At 62.7% G+C, this 24,569-nt stretch carries 18 protein-coding genes; 10 read left to right on the top strand and 8 right to left on the bottom strand.

Annotated elements, in window-relative coordinates; translation table 11 throughout:
- Positions 1-51 precede the first annotated feature (51 nt).
- Positions 52-1,470, top strand: coding sequence for a glycosyltransferase family protein (locus tag ACRQFC_RS03870; protein WP_284901179.1), 1,419 nt, complete (start codon positions 52-54; stop codon positions 1,468-1,470).
- 18 nt (positions 1,471-1,488) lie between these two features.
- On the opposite strand, the gene ACRQFC_RS03865 is transcribed toward ACRQFC_RS03870, so the two are convergent.
- Positions 1,489-3,936: a glycosyltransferase gene (locus ACRQFC_RS03865; protein WP_284901181.1), complete on the bottom strand. Its 2,448-nt coding sequence runs from the start codon at positions 3,934-3,936 to the stop codon at positions 1,489-1,491.
- Positions 3,933-5,456 (bottom strand): hypothetical protein, encoded by a 1,524-nt coding sequence (locus tag ACRQFC_RS03860; RefSeq protein WP_410374516.1) that lies wholly within the window; start codon positions 5,454-5,456, stop codon positions 3,933-3,935. The genes ACRQFC_RS03865 and ACRQFC_RS03860 overlap by 4 nt, the downstream gene beginning before the upstream one ends.
- A 291-nt stretch (positions 5,457-5,747) precedes the next feature.
- On the opposite strand from ACRQFC_RS03860, the gene ACRQFC_RS03855 reads away from it, so the two are divergent.
- Genes ACRQFC_RS03855 through ACRQFC_RS03845 form a run of 3 tightly spaced genes read left to right on the top strand, consistent with a single transcriptional unit; the run spans position 5,748 to position 9,842 of the window.
- Positions 5,748-6,674, top strand: a complete 927-nt coding sequence (locus ACRQFC_RS03855) for an ABC transporter permease (RefSeq protein WP_284901565.1) — start codon at positions 5,748-5,750, stop codon at positions 6,672-6,674.
- Positions 6,675-6,698: 24 nt separating this feature from the next.
- Positions 6,699-7,949, top strand: a complete 1,251-nt coding sequence (locus ACRQFC_RS03850) for an ABC transporter ATP-binding protein (RefSeq protein WP_087070505.1) — start codon at positions 6,699-6,701, stop codon at positions 7,947-7,949.
- Between the two features lie 54 nt (positions 7,950-8,003).
- Entirely contained in the window at positions 8,004-9,842 is a 1,839-nt protein-coding gene (locus tag ACRQFC_RS03845) for a hypothetical protein (RefSeq protein WP_284896434.1), read from the top strand.
- A gap of 52 nt (positions 9,843-9,894) precedes the next feature.
- Here ACRQFC_RS03845 and ACRQFC_RS03840 read toward each other — a convergent pair whose 3' ends face one another.
- A complete protein-coding gene (locus ACRQFC_RS03840; protein WP_284883084.1) occupies positions 9,895-11,946 on the bottom strand; it encodes a glycosyltransferase in 2,052 nt (683 codons plus the stop codon).
- Positions 11,947-12,247: 301 nt separating this feature from the next.
- Here ACRQFC_RS03840 and ACRQFC_RS03835 point away from each other — a divergent pair, with 301 nt between their 5' ends.
- From ACRQFC_RS03835 to ACRQFC_RS03825, 3 genes are read left to right on the top strand one after another with little or no spacing between them, the layout of a single operon-like run.
- Positions 12,248-13,303 carry a glycosyltransferase family 2 protein gene (locus ACRQFC_RS03835; protein ID WP_284883085.1) on the top strand — a complete coding sequence of 352 codons (1,056 nt, stop codon included), beginning with the start codon at positions 12,248-12,250 and terminating at the stop codon, positions 13,301-13,303.
- Positions 13,300-14,466, top strand: coding sequence for a glycosyltransferase family 4 protein (locus ACRQFC_RS03830; RefSeq protein ID WP_284883086.1), 1,167 nt, complete (start codon positions 13,300-13,302; stop codon positions 14,464-14,466). The genes ACRQFC_RS03835 and ACRQFC_RS03830 overlap by 4 nt, the downstream gene beginning before the upstream one ends.
- Positions 14,463-15,386, top strand: coding sequence for a lysylphosphatidylglycerol synthase domain-containing protein (locus ACRQFC_RS03825; RefSeq protein WP_284883087.1), 924 nt, complete (start codon positions 14,463-14,465; stop codon positions 15,384-15,386). The genes ACRQFC_RS03830 and ACRQFC_RS03825 overlap by 4 nt, the downstream gene beginning before the upstream one ends.
- On the opposite strand, the gene ACRQFC_RS03820 is transcribed toward ACRQFC_RS03825, so the two are convergent.
- The 4 genes from ACRQFC_RS03820 to ACRQFC_RS03805 form a co-directional block, all read right to left on the bottom strand.
- Positions 15,300-16,934 (bottom strand): glycosyltransferase family protein, encoded by a 1,635-nt coding sequence (locus ACRQFC_RS03820; protein ID WP_284883088.1) that lies wholly within the window; start codon positions 16,932-16,934, stop codon positions 15,300-15,302. The two genes, ACRQFC_RS03825 and ACRQFC_RS03820, sit on opposite strands and share 87 nt — an antisense overlap.
- A 57-nt stretch (positions 16,935-16,991) precedes the next feature.
- Complete coding sequence (locus tag ACRQFC_RS03815) at positions 16,992-18,380, bottom strand: DUF2142 domain-containing protein (RefSeq protein WP_284883089.1); 1,389 nt, start codon at positions 18,378-18,380, stop codon at positions 16,992-16,994.
- Between the two features lie 164 nt (positions 18,381-18,544).
- Positions 18,545-19,477 (bottom strand): glycosyltransferase family 2 protein, encoded by a 933-nt coding sequence (locus tag ACRQFC_RS03810; protein ID WP_284883090.1) that lies wholly within the window; start codon positions 19,475-19,477, stop codon positions 18,545-18,547.
- A gap of 2 nt (positions 19,478-19,479) precedes the next feature.
- Complete coding sequence (locus ACRQFC_RS03805; RefSeq protein WP_284883091.1) at positions 19,480-20,097, bottom strand: dTDP-4-dehydrorhamnose 3,5-epimerase family protein; 618 nt, start codon at positions 20,095-20,097, stop codon at positions 19,480-19,482.
- A 166-nt stretch (positions 20,098-20,263) separates the two neighbouring features.
- On the opposite strand from ACRQFC_RS03805, the gene ACRQFC_RS03800 reads away from it, so the two are divergent.
- Both ACRQFC_RS03800 and rfbD read left to right on the top strand, forming a co-directional pair.
- Positions 20,264-21,958 carry a DUF2142 domain-containing protein gene (locus ACRQFC_RS03800; protein WP_284883093.1) on the top strand — a complete coding sequence of 565 codons (1,695 nt, stop codon included), beginning with the start codon at positions 20,264-20,266 and terminating at the stop codon, positions 21,956-21,958.
- 37 nt (positions 21,959-21,995) lie between these two features.
- Positions 21,996-22,853: a dTDP-4-dehydrorhamnose reductase gene (gene rfbD / locus ACRQFC_RS03795; RefSeq protein WP_284883094.1), complete on the top strand. Its 858-nt coding sequence runs from the start codon at positions 21,996-21,998 to the stop codon at positions 22,851-22,853.
- A gap of 126 nt (positions 22,854-22,979) precedes the next feature.
- On the opposite strand, the gene rfbA is transcribed toward rfbD, so the two are convergent.
- On the bottom strand, positions 22,980-23,870 hold the full coding sequence (rfbA, locus tag ACRQFC_RS03790; protein ID WP_284883095.1) for a glucose-1-phosphate thymidylyltransferase RfbA: 891 nt from the start codon (positions 23,868-23,870) through the stop codon (positions 22,980-22,982).
- Between the two features lie 323 nt (positions 23,871-24,193).
- On the opposite strand from rfbA, the gene ACRQFC_RS03785 reads away from it, so the two are divergent.
- Positions 24,194-24,544 carry a WhiB family transcriptional regulator gene (locus ACRQFC_RS03785; protein WP_425319833.1) on the top strand — a complete coding sequence of 117 codons (351 nt, stop codon included), beginning with the start codon at positions 24,194-24,196 and terminating at the stop codon, positions 24,542-24,544.
- Positions 24,545-24,569 lie beyond the last annotated feature (25 nt).

Raw genomic sequence — 24,569 nt, 5'->3', positions numbered from 1 at the left:
TCGCGATAAGATAACGCGGCAAGTGAAACGTTGTCCATCTCAAGGAAATCCATGGTTGCAGCCACACACGCAGATGTCCGGGCGCCCCAGGCCGCTTCGTCTTCTCAACGCTCGCCGCATCGGGCGGCTCTGGTATCGCGGTTGCGCAGAATCAGTGCCGGGCGCCCCTGGGTGGTGTGGTTAGCCGTTCTGGTGTTCTTCGGGATTCTGGGTGGGGCACTCAATCTGCACTTCATCATCACCAATCCGCACCTGTCTCCCTTCGATGAATACGTGTACCTCGATGCGGTTGATAAGGCCGGTCGCGGGATCGTGGTGCGTGACGGGATGACCACGGATTCCTATGCCCGTGAGGTGCTGGCCTGCCTCGGTTTCGGTTCCAATCCGGTCAGTTCGGCAACTATCGGGGTGTGCGGGGGCGATTTCCCGGATGAGAAGCTCCCCTTCGCGGGCTACACCACCGCCGGGGTGCATTCCCCGGTCTACTACTTCCTCACCGCCTGGCTGGCTAAGCCGTTTATGATGCTCGGGATGGGCTTGCTGGGCAGTGCCCGCCTCACCAGCGTGCTCTGGTTGGTGCTGGGAATGACGGTCCTTGCCTGGGGAATGCGCCGCGTTGGTGCCACCTGGGCGATGGCGTTCACGGTGCCGCTCCTCATCACCTCCATGCCCACCTTCCGCACCACGAACTGCTATATCACCCCGGATGCTCTCAATCTCCTGGTGGGCACCCTCATTATTTTCGGGAGTATTTTCTACGCGCGCCGGCAATGGTCACTCGGTTGGCTCCTCCTTATTACCACGGTGGCCTGCGTGGTGAAAATGCAAAATATTTTCGCGGTGGTGGCGGCCCTTATTTTCCTGGTGTGGTACCGGATGCGGCCCGGCAACGGCTGGGGTAAGAAAGCTGCTGCGGATCCTGCCACCTTGCCGCGCTGGTGGGAAATTGGCATTCTCGGGCTAGTGTCCGCGGTAGCGGGCGGGGCCTGGTTGGTGATTCGCCCCTTCATTACGGTGGCACGCCCGGATATTGTGGTGGATCCAACCGGGGTGCTCGATCTGCGCCAGCTGCCCTATATGACCGATGATGCGCTTCAAATTGTTTTCGCCGGGATTGGTGGGACAGCCGAGCAATACCCGAAGTCACCCTTCGCGAGCGTGGCGCTCTGGCTGGGAATTACCGCCATTGTGAGCGTGGCCTGGATCCTGGAACGCCACTCTACTCTGGAGCAGCGTTTCTGCCAGGCTGCCGCGGTGTCCTTCCTCGGTATCGCACCGGGGGTGGTGCTCGGTTTCAATATCCTCGCCGGCTCCCTCACCTTTATGCAGCACCGCTACGGCATGGTTCTTATCCCGCTCTTCTGCGCGGCTGCTGCCTGGATTAAGCTGCGCCATTCCGTAACCTGGGGCCTGGCAATTGTGACCGCCTGCATGTACGGCTACGCCCTCATTATTCCCTCCGCAACGTAGGGCGGCGCACGAGGCGTCCTAGATGTACTTGCGCAGCCGGGACTTCACCTTGGAGGCCAGCACCTTCGGGCCGCCGGTGCGCAGGTAATCCACCACGAGTTTGAGATCGCGTACCGGGTTGAAACCGGGGTCGATAAAGCCGAGCATGGTTCCCGGCACATCGTCGCCGGTGCGGAAAGCCAGATCCGCGGCCCGGCGCGGGTGCCGGCAGAACTCCAGCAGCGGGGCCAGCGCCCGATCCCAGTGGAACTGCTGGGCGAAACCGGCAATATTCGCACGCGCGCGGGCCGCTGCGGCGTCGTCGTATAACAGTGTTTCGAGCGCGGCGGCCAGGGCCTCCACGTCGCGCGGGGGCACCGAGATGCCGATGCCTTCGCTATCGAGGGCGTTCCCGAAGGAATCCCCGCTGGTCGCGACGATGGGTAGCCCCGCCCACAGGTAGTCGAGGATGCGGGTGCGGAAAGAGAACTGGGTTTCCACGTGCTCGAAATGGGTGGAGACTCCCACGTTTGCGTCCAGCAGGTAGTTCTGGCGTTCGTGGTAGGGGACCCAGTCGTGGTTGAAGAATACAAAGCGGTTGGTGAGCTCCAGCTCGTCGGCCAGGGCCACCGCTTCGGATGCGACCCGCATGGCCGGCACTCCCGGATTGGGGTGTTTCATCCCCAGGAAGTAGAGGCGCACATCCGGGTGGGTGCGGGAAAGCTGGGCGACCGCGCGGATGAGGGAGAGCGGGTCGAACCAGTTATAGACCCCGCCACCCCACAGGATGACCTTGTCATCCATGCCGATGCCGGGAACCTTCCCGCGGATGGCGTGCTCGGTTTGCCGGGGTGCTTCTTCGCCCAGGCCAAAGGGCGCAATATCGATGAGGCTGCGCACATCCGCACCGTCGGGGAGGACATTGCGGTTGATACGGCCCATGCTCGCCAGCTGCCCGAGCCAGAAATTGCGCTGCTTATCCGAGGCACACAGGAATTTATCGGCACGGGCCAGCTGCCGGTTGAGCACCCCGGTCACCCCGGTAATGGAGCGTTCGCGGCCCTCCGGGCCCTGGTCGCGGGCCTGTTCGAGCTGCTCGAGGTGCATGGGATCGTAAATATCGGCCACGATGATCTTTTCCGAGCTCATGAGCCACGGGGCGCTTTCCAGCAGGAAGCCCTGGAAAATAATGACGTCGGCCCAATCGGTGCAGGCGCGCAGGGTATCGGTATCGCCATTGTGGATCTCGAAAGCCTGGGGGGCTACTTTGCCAACTCCGGCCGTGGAACACAACCGCACCGGGTGCTCGAGTGCCAGGCGGGTGCACATCTCCCAGGCCCGGATAGCCGGACCGGCCATTTTTTCCCCGATGGGTTCACCGGTGACCACCAGCACCTTCGCCTGCCCGGAAAAACGCTTCGCGATGCCGAAGAAACGCGCCAGTGCCTCGTGGAGGTCCAGGTAGCGCGGCAGCGGATAGGCCGGCTCCATGGCATTACGCATGAGGGTGATAATCTCCGCATCGGATTTCTTGCGCCCGGCCTGGATCTCCCGGCGCGATTCCACGAGAGAGGGCAAAATATCGCGGAAATACGAGACCGCGTAGGGTGCGGTGGCCGCCATTTTCGTGATGGTGCCTTCCGCGGCACGGTAGGAATCCGGACCGCGGCGCTCCTCCACTTCGCTGCGTTCCGCGCTGCGCTCCAGGGCAAAAGCGAGGGCGGGAGCGAAAACCGTGCGGAGCAGGTCATCGCCGAGATTCTTGTACAGGCAGGCCAGCGCATTGCGTTCCAGGAAATAGGTTTCGCGGAAATTCCCGAACTTCTTCATGGTGACGTGGTGACGGTGGTAGGCCACCGATTCAGGCACGTAGCGCACATCGTATCCGGCGAGGTTGGCGCGCCAGCCGAAATCAGCATCCTCGTAGAACATGAAGTAGCGGTCATCGAAACCGCCCAGTTCCTCGAAAACACGGCGCGGCACGAACATGGCGGCCCCGGTGGGGAAGAGTACATTCTTCGGGGTATCCCAGGCGCCGGTATCTTCCCGTTCTGCCTCGCGCTTGTAGCCCATCCCGAACCACGTCATCGAGGAATCAACGAAATCAATTCTGTCGCCTTCCCAGGTGAGCACCTTGGAGGCGACGCATCCCACCTTCGGGTCCGCTTTAATCGCCTCTACCGCGGCGCGAATCCACTTCTTGCCGGGCCGGGCATCATTATTGAGGAAAGCCACGATATCCCCGCGTGAATGCTCCACCCCGAAGTTGCAGCCCCCGGTGAAGCCCAGGTTGGCGCCCGATTGCAGTACCTGGCAGTCGGGTAGTTCGGCGCGCAGGCGCTCGTAGGAACCATCCCCGGAATTATTATCGACGACGACGATCTCCAGATCCTGCGCGGGCCAATCACATTCACGCAGGTAGTGCGCGGCGGCAATCGTATCCTCCGCCCCGCGGAAATTGACAAGAATAACGGAAACAGAGGTCACTTGCGTTCTCCCTTGAGAGTGCTGGCCAGGCCGCGCAGCGCGCGGCGCAGGTGGGGATGCTTGCGGGCACCGGGCTTGCCGGGCTCTTCGTACAGCTGGGTGGTTTCCACCCGCTCATAGGCGTGGATGGGGGAGCGTAGCGCGGCGAGGGCCGCTGCAATACCGCCGTTTTCCTGGGCGACGAGGCTGGTGAGGGAGTGATCGTCGTCGTACGTATTCTGATCCAAACGATAGTTCCCGGACAGGGCCCCGAGCACAAAATCACGCTGGGCGGTATCCGCGGTGATCACGCGGTCCGCAACGCTAAGCGTTTCGTTGAGGACGCTGGCGTTCGCGCCCACGCTTTCCGTGCCGGTCACCCCCACCCAATCGGTGCGGACCATCGCGGTGAGATTCGCGGTGGTGACATCGGCAATGACCACCCCGTGGGTTCCGCTCCAGGGAACGGCGCGGGCCGGGAGATTGAGAATATAGGTCACGGCAATTGTGTCGACGGCGCTGGCCATATCGCGGTGCGCCGCTTGGAAGGGCGCGGTGGGATCGGCGCTGCGCTCGCTCAGCTCTTTGCTTTCCGGATCCCACAGGTAGAGCGGCTCGGAAAGCGCGCCGGCAATCTGCTCGAAACGGGCGCGGGCCGCGGTATCGGAAGCCGCCACCGCGAAAGCGATACTCGGCTCATCATCGCGGCGCACATCAGCGAAAGCGCTTTCCAGGAAATCCCGTTCGGCGGCGGGAATACCGGCGCTGGCCCAGACCCGGTCCAGGAAATCGGCCATATGGGGCAGGCGGCGATCCGGGATACGGGCGGCCGCGGTGGCCGCGGCGTGCCGGTCTTCCAGGCTGGCCAGCGAGGCGCTCCAGTCACGCACCACCTGGGCACCGCTGAAGGTAGTGGAGGGGACGGGGAGGGAGGGGACGTCGTCGTTCCCGGGGCGGCGGGCAAGATCCAGGGCCGCGGTATCCACCCCGGAGCTGCGGATCGGGTGATCGATCAGCGCGGTGAAGAGCGGGGCGAGGAATTCCAGCTGGTAAGCCGGGGAAAGATTCTTCGTGAGGATACGCAGGTAATCGGTGGTATCCAGATCGGGGGTGCCGGCCTCGAGGAGCGCGGTGGTGCGCTGCTCACCCGGTACTCCGGCAGCGGTGAGGCGCCACTGGGCATCCACGGCCAGGGCCGGAAGCGAGAACGCGGTATCGAGGCCGCCGCACAGGTGGAGCGCCCGCGAATCAAAAGTGTAGACCGGGGCGGGAACCGCGAGGACGCTGCGAGATTCGGATGCGTTCGGATCTCCAGCAAGCGGGGCACACCACGCGGTATTCCGCCCCGGGCTGGACAGGAGCTGCGCGAGGGCTGTTTTCGTGATGGCACCGGGAGTGGTCACCACCGCGGTGATCGTTTCTCCCGCCGCGAGATCCGCGCGCGGGGCGGGCTGGCCCGGAATGAGCTCCGCAACACGGTAGGGGAGGGCCCGCGCTAAAGCCGGCCCGGCTCCGGCGGGAACAAGAACACAAACACTCATGACTGCCTATCATCCTCCGCGGGGCGGCAAGCGCGGCTCGCATAGCCGCGGCGGCTCCCGGGTGAAACTTACTTTCTCTATCGTACAAGGCGACGCGAGGTGGCGCTGACGGTGCGCGGCTGTGCGCGCGGCCTCATGCACGGGAGCGTACGGCCCGGCGCGCTGCTCGGCGCAGGTGTGGGTTTCGCCGTGGAGCGCTCCTACCTGGGTAATATGAGACAGATAGGTGCATACGCGCGGCCAACCCGGGTGGGGAGCCATCAGCGCGCATGCCGGCAGGAAAGGTCGGGTATGGCAGCAGAGCGCGAACGCGAGGCGAGTCCCGAAGCGCAAGCACGCTTCGAGAAACTCGCCGGCCAGGATCTCACGCGCGTGGCGATTGACACCGGATTCTTCAGCGGGTGGCGGGCTTCTGTCCGCGATATTTTCGACCATCGCCACCTCCTGGGCCTGCTCACCCGGCGCGAGCTCAAAGCACGCTACAAGGATTCGGTGCTCGGGTACGTGTGGACCCTGGTGCGGCCCCTCATTAACCTGCTCATCTACTACTTCGCCATCGGCAAGGTGCTGGGCGCAGAACGTGCCATCCCCGATTTCGCCATCTATGTTTTTGCGGGGCTGACCGCTTGGGGGCTTTTCTCCCAGATCGTGGCGGCCTCCACCGGGGCGATCGTGAGTAATTCCGGGATCGTCAAGAAGGTTTATCTCCCGCGTGAGATCTTCCCGCTCTCCGCGGCCGGTGCGGCCTTTGTGGACTTCCTCTCCCAGCTGGCCATTCTGGTATGCGGGGCGCTCATTATTCGCGGGGTGCCGTGGGGGAGCGCCCTCATCTACTTCCCCATTTCCCTGGCCGTGGTGGTGGTGTGGGCGGTGGCCTTCGGGCTGTTCCTTTCCGCCGCGAATGTTTATCTGCGGGATGTGCAATACCTCGTGGAAGTTATTCTTCTCATCGGATTCTGGCTCACCCCTTCCGTCTACTCTTTCGCGATGATCGCGGGGGCGGCGCCCAGCTGGATGATTAACCTCTACCTCCTCAACCCCACCTCGGTGGCGGTTATGGGCTTCCAGCATTCCTTCTGGGCGGCCGGGCAGGATGCCCTGCTGCCCTCCCATCTCCTCACCCGCCTGGGAATCTTCCTTATCATCGGGCTGGTGCTTCTCTGGCTCGCGCAGCGCTACTTCGCCCGTATGCAACGCAACTTCGCGCAGGAACTCTAAAGGAAAGGCGAGTCAAGGATTCTCATGTCACGTCCCGACGTCATTCAAGTTGATGGAGTTTCGAAGAAATTCATCGTCCACAAAGATAAATCCCTCAAGGAACGCCTGGTCAATGCCGCCCGTTCGCGCACCCACGCGGAAGAATACTGGGCGCTCAAGAACGTGTCCTTCAACGTGGCCGCCGGGGAATCGGTGGGCTTGGTGGGGGCGAACGGTTCGGGTAAATCTACCCTCCTCAAAGTGATCGGTGGGATCCTCACCCCCGATGCCGGCCAGGTTCGTACCCGCGGGCGCATGGCCGCGCTCCTCGAATTGGGGGCCGGTTTCCACCCGGATCTCACCGGCATGGAAAATATTTATCTCAATGCTTCTATCCTGGGCCTGTCCGAAGCGGAGATCGACGCCCAGCTTGATTCCATCATCGAGTTTTCCGGGATTCGAGATTTCATCCACACCCAGGTGAAGTTCTATTCCTCCGGGATGTACGTGCGCCTCGCTTTCGCGGTGGCAGTGCATTCCGACCCGGATATCCTGCTCGTGGACGAAGTCCTCGCGGTGGGTGATGAGCCCTTCCAGAAGAAATGCATGGAGAAAATTCGCCAATTCCAGCGCGAAGGGCGCTCCATTATTCTGGTGTCACATTCCGCGGCGCAAGTGATCGAGGTGTGCGATCGCGCCGTCGTTCTGGATAAAGGCGCCATGGTTATGGTGGGGGATGTGCGCGACGCGATGTCCCGCCTCCACCAGGGCTACCAGGAACAAATGCTTGCCGAACTCGCGGAAAAGAACGGCGGGGTGCTCACCGCGGTGGATACCCACCCGTGCAGTATTGACAATGCCGCGATTGTGGACGGCGTGCGTACCTCCGACGACGGGCTTTTCGTACATATTTCCGGTGATACCATGCGCATTGCCTTCGATCTGGTGGCCCACGAACCCATGCGCGATTACGGCGTGGTGGTGGAAATCGCCACCATGAACGAGGGCACCCCGGTTTTCGGAATGTCCAGCCGGCGCCTCCAGCTCCCCCTCCCCGCGGTAGAAAAAGACTACGCCACCATCATGGTGGTGCTCCCCGATCTGCATATCGGGGAGGGCGATTACATCGTTAATCTCGCGATTCTCGACAGTGCTGATATTGAAATCGAACGGCGCAATAGCGTTGCACTCTTCACCACCAAATCCGATGGCATGACCACGGGATTCGTCAAAACCTTCCCCGAAGTCTATGTTCACAATGTTAAGATCGAGGCGGGGAGCGGAACCGAGCAATAATACCGTTCGCGGTCACCATCGCTCCCGCGGATAGAGCGGATAGAGGGGAACCACGTGCCAGTTATCGAAGCCCACCCACGCAGCGCGCCGCTGCGGTGGCGCACCCGCGGCTTCGCGGGCCTGGGCGCCCTCCTCTACTCCATCGCCCTGTCCTTTATCTACGGCGTGAACGCGTGGGCCATCGGCCCGGTACACGCCTGGGTGGCCGACCTCGGGCGCCTCCAATGCGGAACCGAGTTTCCGCGCCTGTACCTGCAAGAAGGCCGCTGCCCGATCATCGGTTTCCCGGAAGGTACCGCCACCGTCAACGGCGGTATTTTTAGCCGCGCGGCCACCTTCTTTGCACTTATTTTTCCTGGCGACGACGCCGCCGCGCTCTCTGCGTGGTACCTCATCTGGATCCTCCTGGCACTGGTGGGCGCGTACGGGCTGTTCTTCTGGCTCACCGCGCACCGTCTGATCGCCGGGATAGCGGCCGCGGTATGGATGATCAACCCTTCCGTTATCGGCATGGGGAATTTCGGTACCACCTTCTGGGGTGCGCTACTCCTACCCGCCACCGTCTACGCGGGCGTGGTGCTGCTGCGATTCTGGCTGCGGCCGCCCTGGTGGCGCCGGCTTCTTGCTCTAGCTGGCTGGTGCGGGGTTCTCACCTGGGCTGTTTTCCTTGACGGTTATTCTTTCGTCATGCTCGGTTTCACCGCCGGGGTGGTGGTTATTGTGCTGCCGCTGCTGCGCGGGCGCCGCGGCCTACCCGATGCCGGTCTGGGCTTTGTTTATATGGCGGTGGCCAGCGCCGTGGCGCTCGTGGTCTATTACCGCAGCGCCGGTGGGGCCTTGGCCGGTATGGGTACCAGCGAAGATTTCTTCCGTTCCATGGGCGTGGATGTTGCCACCACGGTTATCCCCACCTCGAGCGTGTGGTGGGCCGATCTTTTCGGAATCGGGCTGGATGCGGATCTGCTGTGGGGAGACGGCACCAACGTCCGCTGGAATTACATCGGTATCACCGCGCTGGTGCTGCTCGTTTGTGTGCTGGTGTGGGCGCGCAGGTCACGCCGCTACGTGCTGCTGTGGGTGGGCGTGGCGCTGGTGGCCTTTGTTATTGCCCTGGGGCCCTCGCTGAAATGGTGGGAGATCCGAGGGCCTTTGACCCCGCCGATTCAGGTGACTGATTATCTTATGCCCCGCTCGGAAGCCTTATGGACTTTCCCGTGGGCACCGCTCTACGAGGAGCTTCCCGGTCTTGATCTTATGCGGGCTATCTACCGCTGGATGCTGGTGGTTCGCTTGGCCCTGCTCGCGGCGCTCGCGAGCGGCATCAGCGCGCTTGTGCGCCGGGAAGCGCGAGGCAGCTGGCGGCGGGTGGCCTGCGGAGTGCTGGCCGCGCTGGCGGTGTTGGCTTCCGCCCCGAACCTCGCGGGCTTGGCGGTAGGCGCTAGCGACCGGGCCACCCATCTTGGGGCTCTTATCGGTGAGATTCCAGAAAAACTTGATGCGGCCTTGCCGGACGATGCCGTGGTGGCTTTCAGTTCTCCGGTCTCGGACGGTAATGATTTCCTGGCCGGGGTAATTGCCAGCGAATCGGATCTGGTTCTCTACAACACCTTCGGCGATAAAGACGTAGCCCGGGCTCGGGAAAACTGGACTCCGGAAATGCAGGACGTGATCGGCTCACACGCGAACTTTGGGCATTCGGTGTGGCAGGTGCTCTATACCGGGCAGGTGCAAGCGGTGGTTATTCCGAATTTTGATTTCCGCTGGGGAATAGAACAGGGATCCGCGGATGCTTTCGCCGCGGAAGCGCAGGCCCTGCGTGAGCAGATTGCTTCCGACCCGCGCCTGCGGATAGAGCCGCACGCGGAGTTCACCATTGTCACGCTGGCGGAATAGCGCACTGGCGCACTAGCAGCAGGCCAGTGCGCCAGCTCAACCAGCGGCACGATCAGACGCGCGTGATCCCAGCGAAGTCAAAGGCGGCCGCGAGATCCTGGTGGAGGCGGGGCACCCCCATAATCTCCTGAATATGGCGTTCACCCGCGGTAGAGAGGCGTTCCCACAGCTCATCATCCCGCATACCGTCCACAATGGCCCGCGCGAAATCCTCCGGGCTATTGGCGATCAGCGCGGTCTGGCGGTCCTCCAGGCCCATACCTTCCGCACCAATATCGGTGGTCACAATAGGCACACCCCAGGAAAGAGACTCTCCAACCTTGCCCTTCACGCCGGCACCGTAGCGCAGCGGCGCGATGGAGAGCCGGGCCGGATTATACACATCAGCTAAATCAGCGGCGTAGCCGCACAGCTTCACACCGTTCCCCTCGAAAACGCGCAGCGATTCCGGCGGGTTCTTCCCGTATACATTGACCTCAACATCGCCCAGTTCTTCGCGGACCAGCGGGTGCACCTCGGTGAAATACCAGTGCAGGCCATCCGCGTTGGGGGGATGAGCGAAAGAACCAATAAAACTGATGCTGCGCCGCCCTTTCAATCCCGCGGGGTGCTCCACCGGGACGTGCACATTCCCCACCACAAAGACCGGAAGTTCGGGATGGTCCGCGTGCAGCATTTTTGCTTCCTCGGAAGAAACAACCAGGGTAGCGGTGCTGGCCCGCATCACCCCGAGCTCCAATTCCTTGGTTTGATGCGCGGCGGTGATAAGGGCATCATCACCGGCCAGTTTCGCTTCGCGTAATTCGCGGGTACCGTGCAGGTCCACCGTGTCAAAAATAACGGGGACGCCCGGAAGTGCGTGGGTCACCGGGAAGATGGCAGCTGCGGCCACCCCGACCCGGGACAGGATAACTCCGCGTACATTTCCACGAAGCAAAATAGTAAGAGCGTAGGCGCTGATATTAGTTTGGCCGTGTTCATTGAACGAGTCGTAGACTACTTGAATTCCACGTTTCGTCAGGTTTCCAACATAAGGTTCGGGACGTTCCTTATTTTGCGGGATGAATATCGGTTGGTATCCGAGCCGGAGCAGCTCCAGCAGAATCTGCTCCATCCGCACCGAGCCGGAGTCCAGATCCGGGGTGATAACGGCGCCGTCGCATACAATAACCACATTTTTGGTATGAACAGCACGCTCCATTTCGAAGTCCGGGTCCTGGTAGCGGCTCAGCGGCTGTGATGCTAATTCTTTTGCCCATTTCTGAGCGAATTTTGCCTTATTAATAACCTGGTAGCGCTTCGTGCCCTGCGAGGTATCTGTTCCATTCGAGACGCCTTCGTGGTGAATGACAAGGGAGCGCGGTTCATAAACGGTACGGTAGCCCAGGCGCCGCACTTCAAAAGCTAGATCGGTATCTTCGTAATAGGCGGGGATATAGCGTTCATCGAAGCCGCCTAGCTCATCAAGAATCGACTTGCGCACCGCCAAGCAGGCCCCGGAGCAATAATCCACATCCCGGAAATAGGTATAGGAGTGATTTTCCGGGTTATTGCCGTTGCCATAGTTTTCCGTAACGCCGTCGGCAAAAACGACGCCACCTGCCTCCTGAAGCGTGCCATCCGCATATACCAAACGAGCACCTACCAGCCCGATGGAGGGATCTTCCATGCGTTCCACGATAGGAATAAGCCAGGTGGGGCTGACCTCGGTGTCATTATTGAGGTAGATAACGATCTCACCGCGAGCATGCTGGAGCCCGGTATTGCAGGCCCGAATAAAGCCGCCGTTTTTCGGCATATGAATAACCCGCAAGCCGAAAATACGATCCAGTTTCTTCCCGGTGGAATCCGGAGAACAATCATCCACCACGATGATTTCATAAGGAATATTCCCCGCGGTTGCCGCCACCGCCTTCAAGCAGGCGAAAGTTTCCTTCCAATGCCCGTACACCGGAATAATGATGGACACCAGGGGCCGCTCCGAGCAGGGCACCCGGTAGTGAACCTTCTGGAGCACTTTGCGGCCGGCAGCTTCCGCACCCGGAACGTGGCGGAGCGCGGAGCGGAGTGCGGCTTTGGCCGAGGAGGAAGAAATAGTGGTCACGGCGGAATCCTTTGGTTGAAGAGGCGGCATCGGCTTTCTGCTCTTTGAATTGTACTGTAGCGGACCCGCGGCACGCGGGAGGCGAGGACGTGGCGGTGCCGCGGCGTGTGGGAAGCACAGGTAGAGCGGTGCCGCGGCGGGTGAGGAACGGTCGCGGCGGGTGAGGAACGGTCGCGGCGCGCGGGAAACGCGAGTGCGGCGCCCGCCGCACTCCCGGCGTGCAGCAGCGTATCTCCGCGTGAGAGCCCGCGGAGCTTGTTAGGCTAGGTGCTGGATCATCGCGACTGCGGCGGAGAGGGATATGAAACTATTTGTGCAGGTTCCGTGTTTGAACGAGGAAAAGACCTTGCCCCTGGTGCTGGAATCCATCCCTAAGGAAATTCCGGGCATCGATAGCATTGAGATCCTCATTATTGATGACGGTTCCACCGATGCCACCGTTGAGGTCGCGAAATCCTACGGGGTGAAACACTTTGTGCGCCACGCCCGCAACCAGGGCCTGGCCCGCTCCTTCCGGGACGGGGTGGAATACGCGCTCGCGAACGGCGCGGATATTGTGGTGAATACCGACGGCGATAACCAGTACCCCCAGGAAGCCATCCCGGAACTGGTAGCTCCTATCGTGGCCGGGCGTGCCGATATCGTGATTGCCGACCGTCAAACCTCAAAAATCGCGCACTTCTCCCGCTTCAAGAAACTCATGCAGAATGTGGGTTCCCGGGTGGTTAACCGAGCGGCCGGCACCAAGCTCCCGGATGCCGCCTCCGGATTCCGGGCCTACTCGAAGGGCGCGCTCTACCGCCTCAATGTGGTCACCCAATTCTCCTACTGCATGGAGACTATTATCCAGGCCGGAAATAAGCGCCTGCGTATCGACTCCGTGCCCATCACCACCAACCCAAAAACCCGCGAATCACGCCTGTTCTCCAATATTTTCCAGCACATGTTCAAATCCGGGACCGCGATTGTGCGCTCCTACCTCATGTTCAAACCCCATGTGCCCCTGGGCTGGACGGCCGCGATCACCGGGATCCTGGGCGCCATCCCCTTCATCCGCTTCCTCATCTTCTACTTCATGGGGCAGGGCGCCGGCCATATCCAATCCCTTATTTTCGGCTCGGCCATGATCGTGGCCTCGATTATCTCCATCACCATCCTCATCATCGCCGACCTTCTCAAAACCAACCGCGTCCTCCTCGAACAGCAACTAGAGGGCATCAAAGCTCTGCGTTTCGGCCCGCCGCGCCCGCTGGCTGCCGCCGCGAGCACCGACCAAGCCCCCAATGCCCTTGACGTTCCTGAAACGGAGCATTCTGAGTCACCGGATAACGCCGCGAACGGGGGAGCCACCCGGTGAGAATCCTCGGCTTTGGCACCTACAACACCGCGAACCACCCCCGGGTCGGGGTGCTGCTGCGCGGGCTGGCCGAGCACGGCCACACGGTACGCGAACTCAATATTCCCCTCGATACCGGCACCGCCGGCCGGGTAGCAGCCCTCGCCAGCGCGCGCGGGGCGCTTTCCTTCGGAGCGGATATTGCCCGGCATTGGTGGCATTTGGTGCGCGCTTCCCGGCGCTTCCGCGGCCCGCACGCCCCGGACGTTATCGTGGTGGGCTACCTCGGCCACTTCGATGTGCTCCTGGCCCGCCTCCTCTTCCCGCGCACCCCCATTGTGCTCGACCACCTCATTTTCGCCTCCACCACCGCCACCGACCGCGGCCTCAATACCGGGATCAAAGACCGCCTGCTGCGCACCCTGGACAGCGCCGCCATCCGCGCCTCCACCATCACGGTCCTGGATACCCCCGCGCACCTCGCCCAAATGCCCGAAAGCCTGCGCGCTCGCGGCGTCGTCGTGCCCGTGGGCTCGCCCGAAAGTTTCTTCGCGGCCCGCAGCCCGCATCCGGTTCACACCCCGCCCCGCGTGGTGTTCTACGGCCTTTTTACCCCGCTCCAGGGCGCCGTCACGATTGCGCGCGCCCTGCGCCTCCTCGAGGAGCGCGGCGTAGACCTCGAGGCCACCCTCATCGGCACCGGTCAAGATTACGCCGAAGCGCGCGCGATTCTGGAAGGCGAAAGCACCCACGTACGGGTAACGTGGCGGGATTGGGTCGACGCCGTCGCGCTACCGCGCGAAATCGCCGGCCATGACCTCTGCCTGGGCATCTTCGGGACCTCGGATAAGGCCCAGCGCGTGGTTCCCAATAAGGCCTACCAGGGCATGGCCGCCGGCCTGGCCCTCATTACCTCCGACACCGCCCCGCAGCGCGATATGCTCGGGGACGCCGCCTCCTATGTTCCCGCGGGGGATGCGAGTGCCCTAGCCGATATGCTGGAGAGTTTCGCCGCGGATCCGGATGCCATCACTGCGGCCCGTACCCGAGCCAGCGAGCGCGCGGATAATGCTTTCCACCCTGCCCACGTGGTACGCCCTCTCCTCGCGGCCCTCGACCTGGAACCGGGCAGGCGGGGTACGGGCGCGGCCACCCGCCACGCCAAGGAAAAGAGCCCCCGGTGAAGAAAATCCTCAGCGTCCTGCAAGCACCAGCCGTGCGGGCCGGCTTTATGCTCCTCGCGGTGATTGCCGCGATCTGGGCAATCGTGGCCAACCGGGAAGCGGTGGGGGAGGCGCTCGCGGCGCTGCCCTGGTGGGTGAGCCTGGCCGGAATCGCGCTCTCCCTGGTTTACGTGGCCTGCACGATGGTTTCCTGGCGCTATCTTCTCAATGACGTGGGCCAGCCCGTGCCCGCCCGGGTGGCCCGGCGTATTTTTTACACCTCGCAGGTGGCGAAATACCTGCCCGGCGGAGTGTGGAATTTTGTGGCGGCCGCGGAAATGGGCGCGGCGCATTCCATCGCCCGGCGACGCTCCTTCGTGGCGCTGCTTCTCTCCATGGTGGTCTCTATCGTGACCGGCCTGGTGCTGGCGGTCCTCGCTCTACTGCTGGGCCCGGCCGGCCTCATGGAAGATTACGGCTGGCTCGCCCTGGCCATTCCCGTGGGCGTGGTGGCCCTTATCCCACCTGTCCTCAATAGGATCATTAGCCTGGGCTTGAAAATTCTGGGGCGCGGGGCGCTGGAAGCCCAGCTGAGCTGGCGGGGTACCGGCCTGGCGGCACTGTGGGCCGCGGTCGGATGGCTCCTTATGGGTGCCCAACTCTGGCTCATGCTTATCTACCAGGGCATGGCCGCTTCACTGCCCACCTTCCTGCTCGCCACCGGCGGCTACGCGCTCGGCTGGACCGTCGGTTTCCTGGTGTTCTTCGTCCCGGCCGGGGTGGGAGTGCGGGAATTGGCTCTTGCCGCGGTACTTTCTACCGCGGTTGGAAGCGGGCCGGTTGTCGTCGTCGTACTACTTTCGCGTGTTTTCACGACCCTCGCGGACGTGAGCCTCGGACTCCTCGCCGGTATCGCCGCGCGCCGCGCGGCCCGCCGCTAAGGTCTGCGGATGCAGATACTCACGCCAGGCGCAGCGTAGCGCACTCAGGTGCGGGCGGTAGCGGCGCACCACAAGATAAGCAACCACGCAGGAAAGTCCCACGCACAAAAGGAGACCCAGCAGCGCGCGGGGCGGCGTCGTCCATAAAACCGCGAAGACGGGGGTACGCAAGCCCACATAAAAACGCCAGGCCATCCGCACCGTGAAATCAATGGTCGTCACGGCGAAAAGCAGCGCCCCGGCCAACGAAAGCACCGGGATCAGGCGCGAGTCGCGGGCAGAATCGGTACGTTCACGCAGCTCGTGGTGCTGGAGAAGAGCCGCCGCGCAGGTCACCAAGAAGGGGAAGAAGAAGGGGAACCAGTAGCGGCCCTGCCACATGACGAGCGGGATACGATCCGCCACCGCGGTATTGAGGAGCAGGGCGCTGAAGGGCAGCACCACCACCCCGAAAATAACCGCGCGGCGGTGGTGGCGCGCCCCGGCCCGGTAGACCGCAATGAGCAGGCAGACGAAGAAAATCACGTAGCACAGGGAAACCGGGCTGCTCGGCTCCACGTTGCGCCAGCCCGCGGTCCCGATTGTTTCGTGAATGTAATAGGGCATGGTCCCCAGGATTTGCAGGCCCATGCGGAAAGCGCCCTTATTGGCCACCGGATCGGGTGCTTTCCCGTAGGTGGAGGCCAGGTAATTCCACCCGAACCAGGCCAGGCACCCCAGGGCGCACAGCCCGAGGAAAATCCAGAATCCGGGGGTGCGCAGGTAATGCCGCACCGCCACGCGCCCAAAAATAATAGCGAAAAGTAAACAGAGCAGGATCGCCCAGTAGGGGCCTACCGGGCGCGCGCAAACGAGGGGGATGGCGGCCAGCCCCCCGCCAATCCACCGCCACAGTTCTTCCCGGGCGGGAACCCGGTTGAGGAGAGGGAGGAGGAAACCGGTGAGGGCCAGGGCCGCCCCGATTTCCATCGACTGCGGATTAGAAAAACCGCTGAGGGAATAGAAACCCGGGGCCAGCAGACCGATGGTGAGATAGGGTAGCGCGGCGCTGCGCAACCCCGCGTACAGAGAAGAAAAGCCGAGCGCTGCCAGCCCGGCGAAAAGCCCGGCGGAAAGCACCCGGATACCCCACAGCACGTATTTCCCGGAAGCCAGCAGCAGCGGCCAGTGGGTGAGGTAGTAGTAGAGCGGCGGGTAATTAACCGCCGAGGTGCCCTGGGAGATAAGTTCGTCGTTCGTGGTGAAAATGCGCGAGCAGAAGGCGGTGGCGGCCGGGTCGTGGCGCCAGCAATCCGGGGCACCGCGCCGCAGAAAAGCGGGGGCCTCCACGCGAATACTTTTTTGGGGGATTTGCCCCGTTACCACCGCGTAGCCGTAGATTTCGTGCTGGGTTTCGTCGGGGCCGCCATTGAGTGGGGTGAGCAAACTGAGCCCCATCGCATAGATAAAGAACCCGACGAATGCGAGGAGGAACATTTTCCCGTGCACTACCCGCCGGCGGTCCTGCGAAAAATCGATGGAACGCGCCTCAGCAGCATTGCCGCCCATGATCACCTCGATGAGTTATTGATTGACGTACATCTCATAACAAATAAGCCCCTGGAATTATATGACGGGCGGGCAAGAATCGGCACATCTGCGGGTGGAACGCCACGTGAGCACCAGGTACGTGCCCGCCACCGCGATAGCGAGCGCGGCACCGATGAGGGCGTGCGGTGGGGTATCGGTGAGGACCCGCCACAGCGGCGCCGTGGTGATACCCGCGTAAAAACGCCAGGCCATCCGCACCGTAATATCAACGGTCGCCAGGAAAAAGAGGGCGGAGGTTGCCCGCTCCAGGGCCCCGCTTATATTGGTACGACGGCGCCCGGAGGTTGCTATAACAGCCACGCACACCCAGAAGAGCGGGAAGAGGAAGGGGAAGCCGTAGCGGCCCTGCCAGATGGGGAAGGTGGTGCGGCTGAGCACCAGGGTATTCATAAGGACGGCGCTGAGCGGCAGGGAAATAAAAGCCAGGGCGATGGAGAGGCGGTGCCGCCGCTGGCCCCAGCGCCACGCGGCCGCCACCACGGCGAAGAGGACCACCCAGTAGAGCACCGTGACCGGCACCGAGGTGGTCACGGAGCGCCACCCGCCGGTGCCGATCGTCTCGTGCATGTAGTAGCGGAAATTCCCGAGGAGGCGCAGGGTGAGAGCGCTCCAACCGTCATTGGTGACTTCGGTGGGGGTGGGGCCGTAGATGGTGGAGATGCGGGTCCACGCCAGCCAGGCCAGGCAGCCGGCAGCGCACAGGGCCATGAACATCGCGAAGGCGCGGGTGCGAATATAGGTGCGTACCCGCTCGCGCCCGAACACTCCGGCCAGGAGCAGGCACATGGCAATAGCCCAGTACGGGCCCACCGGGCGTGCCATAATGAGCAGCAGTGCCGCGCAGCCCCCCGCGATCCAGCGCCGCGCCGTTTCCCGTGGGGGGAGGGGCCGAAGGAGCGGGATGAGGCATCCGGCCATGGCGAGGGCCGCCCCGATTTCCAGGCTTTGGGGATTGGAAAAACCGGCGAAAGTGAAGAACGCCGGGGTGAGCACAGTGAGGGCAATACAAGCTTCGCGGCGGTGGGGCAGGCCGGCCGCGAAAGCCGATACCCCGAAAGCCGCCAGCAGGGAAAAGAGCAGGGCCGAACACGCCCGTACTGCCCAGAGCGCCGCCGCTCCGCTGAGGAAGCGCAGCGGCTGGTGGGTGAGGGCATAGTAGAGAGGCGGGTAATTGACCGCGCTTGTTCCCATTTCCCGCAGGGTGGCGTCCGAGCTGAGCGGGGGCGAGCACCACGCGGTTTGGGATCGGGTGGTACGCCAGCAATCGGGAGCACCCGAGCGCAGGTAGCGCGGGGCGAGCACCCGCTCCGATTCGAGGGGAATATTCCCCGTGACCACCTGGTAGCCGTAAATTTCATGCACGGGTTCATCCGGGGAACCGTGCAGCGGAGTGAGCAGGCTCAAGCCGGTGGTGTAGCAAAGAAAAGCGAGGAAAGAAAAAAGGAAAACCCGGGGGGACCACAGCCCGCGGGAGGGTGATGCGGGTGGCGCCGGCGGGTCAGCTGGGTGAGCTGAGTTACCTGAGTCAGCTGGGTCAGCTGGCTGATCTGGGAGGTGCGAGCGCGATGTCATACTGCCGCGTCACCTATGCGCCCGCCGCGCCGCCGCCGCGCATCCCGTAAGCCTTGGCGCATAAGCTGGCGCCGCTCGGCCCCGCGGTCCAGGAGGAAGCCGTTAAAGGCCAGGTATTTCGCTAGCCACCAGGCATAGCGCACCCGCCACTTCCCCGGGAATAACGAACTGCCAATAACGCGGGCGGTATTGCGCACCAGGTAATAATTGCGGATCGGTGCGTGCACGTGCACCGGTTGCGTGCGACCGGGAAGAAGAACGACGGCGTCACCTAGGGAATGGTAGAGCCGGGCAGCCGTCACGCACACCAGGCGCCACCCCTGGCTCCGGGCTCGCACGCCCCACTCCAGATCCACGTGGTCAATAAAGAGAGCGGTGCCCATCCCGCCCACGTCATCGAGCGTTTCCATCCGGATGAGGCATCCGGAGGCAATAAGGAAAGCAACGTCAAGCACCGGGCGTTCCAGCTCGGCCGCGGTGGCACGCTTGGGGGCCCACTCGCGGGCAACGTACACCAGCTGGTCCTCCCCTTCGCGTTCTTCGCTGGGGAGGGGGCCGGCCGCACCGATCTGCGGATTGCCAGCCAGTACCTCAAGCAGGCGGGTCACCATATCCGAGCCAACCAGGGAATCCTGATCCATGAGTAGCACGAAACGAGCCCCGCGAGCCCGGGCCTGTTCGATACCGATATTCGTGGCCGCCGCAATCCCGAGATTCTGGGCGAGCGAAATGAACTGGGCACCCACCGCATGAGCGCTTTCCGCTACGGCTGCCCGGCGCGATTCTTCCGAACCGTTATCAATAACCACCACGTGCCCCACCTGCAAGGCCAACGCGGTAAGACGGGTTTCGCAGTTCCCGTCCGGGTTATAGGTAATGACAACCGCGGTGACCTGGTTGGCGAGGGCGGACAGTTCAGCCCGCTTCATCTTTAGCTCCGCAAGGTGGCGAGGAAAGCCTGGACATCCTCATAGCGCGGGAGGAGCCCGCTGCGTTCGGCCTCATCCAGATCGGGAGCATCGGTATCCTTCGGGGAGAGCAGCAGTTCAAGTTTCTTACCCTGGCGATCAGTTTCCGGGAATACCAGGCCCACTTGCGAGCACAGCGGATTCACCCCGTGTTCCCGCCCGGGAGCGTATTGCGCCGAGCACAGGTAAACCACGGTGGAATCATCTTCCAGGGCCACGAAGCAGTGGCCCAGGCCCTCCGAAATATAAATCGCCTTCCGGGTGTCATCATCGAGAAGAACAGAATCCCACTTCCCGAAGGTGGGGGAGCCCACCCGAATATCAATAACGAAATCGAGAACTGCACCGCGCGGGCACATTACGTACTTCGCCTGGCTGGGCGGCACATCGGCGAAATGGATACCACGAACGGTGCCGGCCTTGGATACCGAGGTATTCACCTGGCGCACATCCAAACGGTGGCCGATTGTTTCTTCAAAAACAGAGGATTTGTAGGCTTCCAAGAAAATACCGCGTTCATCGGGGAAATGCTTGGTGGTGATTTCCCATGCGCCCGCAATCGCTAATTCCCGAATCTCCATAATGTTCCCTCACTCGGCTACTCGATGTACGGGAACTACGATACCTTCTCCGCGCCGGTGATGCGGAAGCTAGACTGGGATAACCAGCGCGCTTCCCGCGGCCCTACCGGTACCATCCGGTGAGGAGGGGATCGCCGGGCGCCCCGTGAATTCCCCGAAGGACCATATGCGAACCAGTGATACCACCATGAGCTCACGCCGTTTCTATACGTGCGCGGGGCTCCTCACGGTTCTTTTCCTTATCTGGCAGATGCTCTGGGCGCTTGCCAGCCCGCCGCTGCGCACCCCGGATGAACCTCACCACCTCAATTCCGTTATTCGACTCGAGCAGACCGGGCAGTGGCCCGATCCGGGAACAAGCTGGCTTTACCGCGATATTTTTGAAGCCTCCCGGGCTAGCGGCCTGCTGGTGGAAGGAGCTCCCAGCTACTCCTTGCACTACCGCACCCGGTTGGGGCGAGATGCCTGGATCGGCGCGGATCCGGATTCCTACCGCAGCCAGAAACTCCTCCCGCACGAGCAACGCCGCTCTGCGCGGGCTGAAAGCACAGTCCCTATTCTAGATCAGATGACCCAGCACCCCCCGCTTTATTACGCCGGCGGAGCCCTGGTGTTACGCGCCACCGGAATGACGGATGCCCCCTGGGACCGCCAGATTCTTATCCTGCGGCTCTACTCCATTGTGCTGACCTCACCTCTGGTGCCCTGCCTTATTTTCGCGGCGCGGCGCACCGGGTTGAGCCGGCGCGGTGCGCTCCTGGCTTCCGGCACGATATACGCCATCCCCATGCTCAGCTTCATCTCCGCTTCGGTCACTAACGACGCCCTTTTCATCGGGGCCGGGGCGCTCACCATTGCGGCGGTGAGCTCCGCTATGTTCGGTGCCGGGCGCTGGCGCACCGTGCTCGCATCCGGACTTGCCTTAGGGCTTGGCCTGTGGAGCAAAGGAACCTTCATCCCCATGGGCTTAGTGGTTTTCCTCGCCTTCCTCGCTAATCCGCGTATAGGCGGGTGGGGGCGGCGCCTGGCCCAGGGGCTGAGCGCGGGACTCATCGGTGTTCTCACCGGCGGCTATTGGTGGCTGCGTAATATTGTGCGCTACGGGGTAATCCAACCCGATGGTTTCCAGGCCCAAGCCACGGAGCCGGGCACCGATATTGGCTTCTTCGCCGAGCGGGTGACCACCTCCTTCGTGGACTCTTTCTGGTCGGATTTCGGGTGGCTGGATATCACCTTCGCACCGCTCCTCCTCATTCTCCTCTCCCTCCTCACCGTTCTTTTCATCGCGCGTGCCCTTGGCGCCCACCCGGATAAAAGCTGGCGTCTCCTCCTCTTCACCGCGAATATTGTGCTGGTCCTGGGCATGCTCATCGTGCAGGCCTACAACCAGTACCGCGGATTGGGAATTATCGGTGGAGTGCAGGGCCGCTATCTTTTCGCCGGAGCCCTGGGCTTGCTGGTGGTTATTGCGATGGGGGCAGCCGGGCGCCATTGGGATCCGCCGCTCACGGCGCCCGCGGGCCGGCCGCGCTACCGTGAAGAAGCTGGATGGCGCAGTTTCCTCCTGCCCGCAGTGGTGGCCGCAAGCATGCTGCTCTCCGCGTACGCGATGCTGCTGTGGCTGCGTTCGTGCTACCCGGGAGCAGTTTTCGGGATGAATCTAGAGCGCTGGGCGCTCGCGGCGGGGCTGCCGGTACCCGTGCTCGGCGCGGCACTGGCGCTCGGATACGCCGCGCTTCTGGGTGCCGGACTGGTGTGCTACCGGCTCACCCGGGCGGAACTACTACCCCAGTTCCGCCCTGCCGAGCTGGCGCACCGCACCGCCGGCTCCTCCCACCCTGCCGCGGCAGCGGTCCAATGAGTACAATAACGCGGGTATAGACAAGGAAAGGACACCCATGCGCTGGATGGTTACCGGAAGCCGGGGAATGCTCGGCCAGGATCTCGTTGCTCTGCTGGCACAGCGGGGGCAGAACGTGCTCGCCGTGGATAAGAGCGAGCTGGATATTACCGATCCGGCCGCGGTGGCGCACCTGGTCGATAAGGTCGACGTCGTCGTTAATGTTGCTGCGCATACGGCCGTAGATAAAGCCGAAAGTGAGGAGGCGGCAGCCTTCACCATTAACGCAACCGGCCCGCAAATCCTGGCGCGGCGCACCGCGCAGATCGGCGCGAAACTGGTACAGGTCTCCACCGATTACGTATTTTCCGGTGACGCCGTGGACCCCTACGAAGAAAATGACGTCATGAACCCCAAGGGCGCCTACGGGCGCACCAAAGCGGCCGGGGAGTGGGCGGTACGCGCCGAAACGGAGGACTACTACATCGTGCGGACCGCGTGGCTGTACGGCGCCCAGGGCAATTGCTTCCCGAAAACTATGGCGCGCCTGGCCTCCGAACGCGATGCGCTGTCCGTGGTGACCGATGAGGTGGGGCAGCCCACCTGGACCGTGGACCTCGCCGATCTTATCTACCGCATGGTCGAGGCGAATATTCCCTCCGGGACCTACCACGGCACCTCTTCGGGGAAGACGAACTGGTGGAATTTCACCCGCGAGATCGTCTCGACGCTCGGCAAAGACCCCGCGATGGTGGGGGAGACGACGGCGGCTGCTTTCAACCGGCCCGCCCCGCGCCCGCATTTCTCGGTGCTGTCCCACGGTGCCCTGCGCCGGGCCGGTATCGAGCCCATCGGGGATTGGAAGGAACGCTGGGAGGCCGCGGCCCCGAGCGTGCTCGCGGAGTACCTCGGCTAGTTATGTGAGTTAGCACGAGAAAAGAACGGGGCGGCCGACACCATGTCAGCCGCCCCGATTGTGTGAATGGGTCCGAGTCACTCGCCCGACACGCTCGCTTGAGTAGCGTTTGAGCGAGCGCCCGCTCTAGTAGCTCGCGGAAGGAATATCGTGCTGGGCTTCCAGCAGCCCGAGCAGGTAATCCCCGTACCCGGACTTGCGCAGCTTCTCGCCGCGCGTTCGCAGTTCCTCATCGCTGAGGAACCCGCGCCGCCACGCCACTTCCTCCGGGCAGCCCACCGAGAGCCCCTGGCGGGCCTGGATGGTGCGCACAAAGCTGGTGGCATCCGCGAGGGAATCGAAAGTGCCTGTATCCAGCCACGCGGTACCGCGGTCGAGCACCTCAACCTTGAGCTTGCCCGCCTCCAGGTACTTGCGATTGACGTCCGTGATTTCGTATTCCCCGCGCGCGGATGGCTCGAGGTTGCGGGCGATTTCGATAACGTCATTATCGTAGAAGTACAGGCCCGGTACCGCGAAATTGGACTTCGGGTGGGCGGGCTTTTCTTCAATGGAGATCGCCTTGAAATTCTCATCAAATTCGACGACGCCGTAGGCTCGCGCATCCGAAACATGGTACGCAAAGATAGCGCCACCATCCGGATTGGTATTGCGTTCCAAGCGGCGCCCCATCGTGGGGCCGTAGAAAATGTTATCGCCCAGCACCAGGCCAGCCGGTTCGTTACCGATAAAATCGGCAGCGATGGTGAAGGCGGTGGCCAGACCGTTGGGAACTTCCTGCACCGCGAAGGAAATACTGATGCCGAATTGGCTGCCGTCCCCGAGGAGCCGGTGGAACGCCGGGGCATCTTCGGGCGTTGTAATAACCATGACGTCGCGAATCCCGGCGAGCATGAGCGTGCTCAGGGGATAGTAGATCATCGGTTTGTCATACACGGGTACCAGCTGCTTGGAGGTGCCCAGCGTAACGGGATGAAGTCGAGTGCCGGAGCCTCCGGCCAGAATGATTCCACGCATAGGGTCATTTTTGCCTATTTGCAGGCCGGGCGCCACCGGCCGGGCCGGTTTCGAGGGCTGCCGGGCCGGTTTCGAGGGCTGCCGGGCCGGTTTCGAGTTCCGTCAGGCCGGTTTCGGGGACTGCCGGCCGGGTCCGAGCGCCGCCGGCCGGTTACGCTCCTCGTGATTGTGAGCAAATCGCTCACGTGGCCTAAAGCGCACCTGGCCGCGGCAACACGCCGGACTCGAACGAAAGTTCGGGTGGGCAATATACCGCTTTCGCTTGACTTTTTGGGTATGACACGCTTGTAATTTACAAAGAGACCTTGGTTAGAGGAGGACATGTGCGGAGGATTAACCCCGGCTTGCGCGTCGCGGGGAGCGGCGGATTGACGCCGCAGGACGCCCAGGACGCCATGCTCGATATCTTCGACCTCGGTTACGATAAAGCTGATTCGGCATCGCTGCACTGGCGTGAATCCGCGCTGTGTGCCCAAACCGATCCCGATATTTTCTTCCCGGAAAAGGGCGGCTCCACCGCTCCCGCCACCTCGATCTGCCACGAATGCCCGGTGCGGGAGGAATGCCTGGAATACGCCCTCCAGCATGATATTCGTCACGGTATTTGGGGTGGCATGTCGGATAATGACCGCCGGCGCCTGAGCCGGCAACGCCGCCGCGTCGGCGAGGCATAACCGCCCAGCGCCCGCGCTGGCGTAG

Origin of the sequence: Actinotignum inguinis (assembly GCF_051265835.1) — a bacterium.
GTDB lineage: Bacteria > Actinomycetota > Actinomycetes > Actinomycetales > Actinomycetaceae > Actinotignum > Actinotignum timonense.
The sequence above is the reverse complement of the archived record's forward strand: the minus strand, read 5'-3'. Positions and strand labels throughout refer to the sequence as shown.

What these genes read in the sequence shown, in the direction of transcription:
- ACRQFC_RS03870 (WP_284901179.1), top strand. Translation starts at nt 52, where the DNA reads ATGGTTGCAGCCACACACGCAGATGTCCGGGCGCCCCAGGCCGCTTCG.
- ACRQFC_RS03860 (WP_410374516.1), bottom strand. Translation starts at nt 5,456, where the DNA reads ATGAGTGTTTGTGTTCTTGTTCCCGCCGGAGCCGGGCCGGCTTTAGCG.
- ACRQFC_RS03855 (WP_284901565.1), top strand. Translation starts at nt 5,748, where the DNA reads ATGGCAGCAGAGCGCGAACGCGAGGCGAGTCCCGAAGCGCAAGCACGC.
- ACRQFC_RS03850 (WP_087070505.1), top strand. Translation starts at nt 6,699, where the DNA reads ATGTCACGTCCCGACGTCATTCAAGTTGATGGAGTTTCGAAGAAATTC.
- ACRQFC_RS03835 (WP_284883085.1), top strand. Translation starts at nt 12,248, where the DNA reads ATGAAACTATTTGTGCAGGTTCCGTGTTTGAACGAGGAAAAGACCTTG.
- ACRQFC_RS03820 (WP_284883088.1), bottom strand. Translation starts at nt 16,934, where the DNA reads ATGGGCGGCAATGCTGCTGAGGCGCGTTCCATCGATTTTTCGCAGGAC.
- ACRQFC_RS03810 (WP_284883090.1), bottom strand. Translation starts at nt 19,477, where the DNA reads ATGAAGCGGGCTGAACTGTCCGCCCTCGCCAACCAGGTCACCGCGGTT.
- ACRQFC_RS03805 (WP_284883091.1), bottom strand. Translation starts at nt 20,097, where the DNA reads ATGGAGATTCGGGAATTAGCGATTGCGGGCGCATGGGAAATCACCACC.
- ACRQFC_RS03800 (WP_284883093.1), top strand. Translation starts at nt 20,264, where the DNA reads ATGCGAACCAGTGATACCACCATGAGCTCACGCCGTTTCTATACGTGC.
- rfbD (WP_284883094.1), top strand. Translation starts at nt 21,996, where the DNA reads ATGCGCTGGATGGTTACCGGAAGCCGGGGAATGCTCGGCCAGGATCTC.
- rfbA (WP_284883095.1), bottom strand. Translation starts at nt 23,870, where the DNA reads ATGCGTGGAATCATTCTGGCCGGAGGCTCCGGCACTCGACTTCATCCC.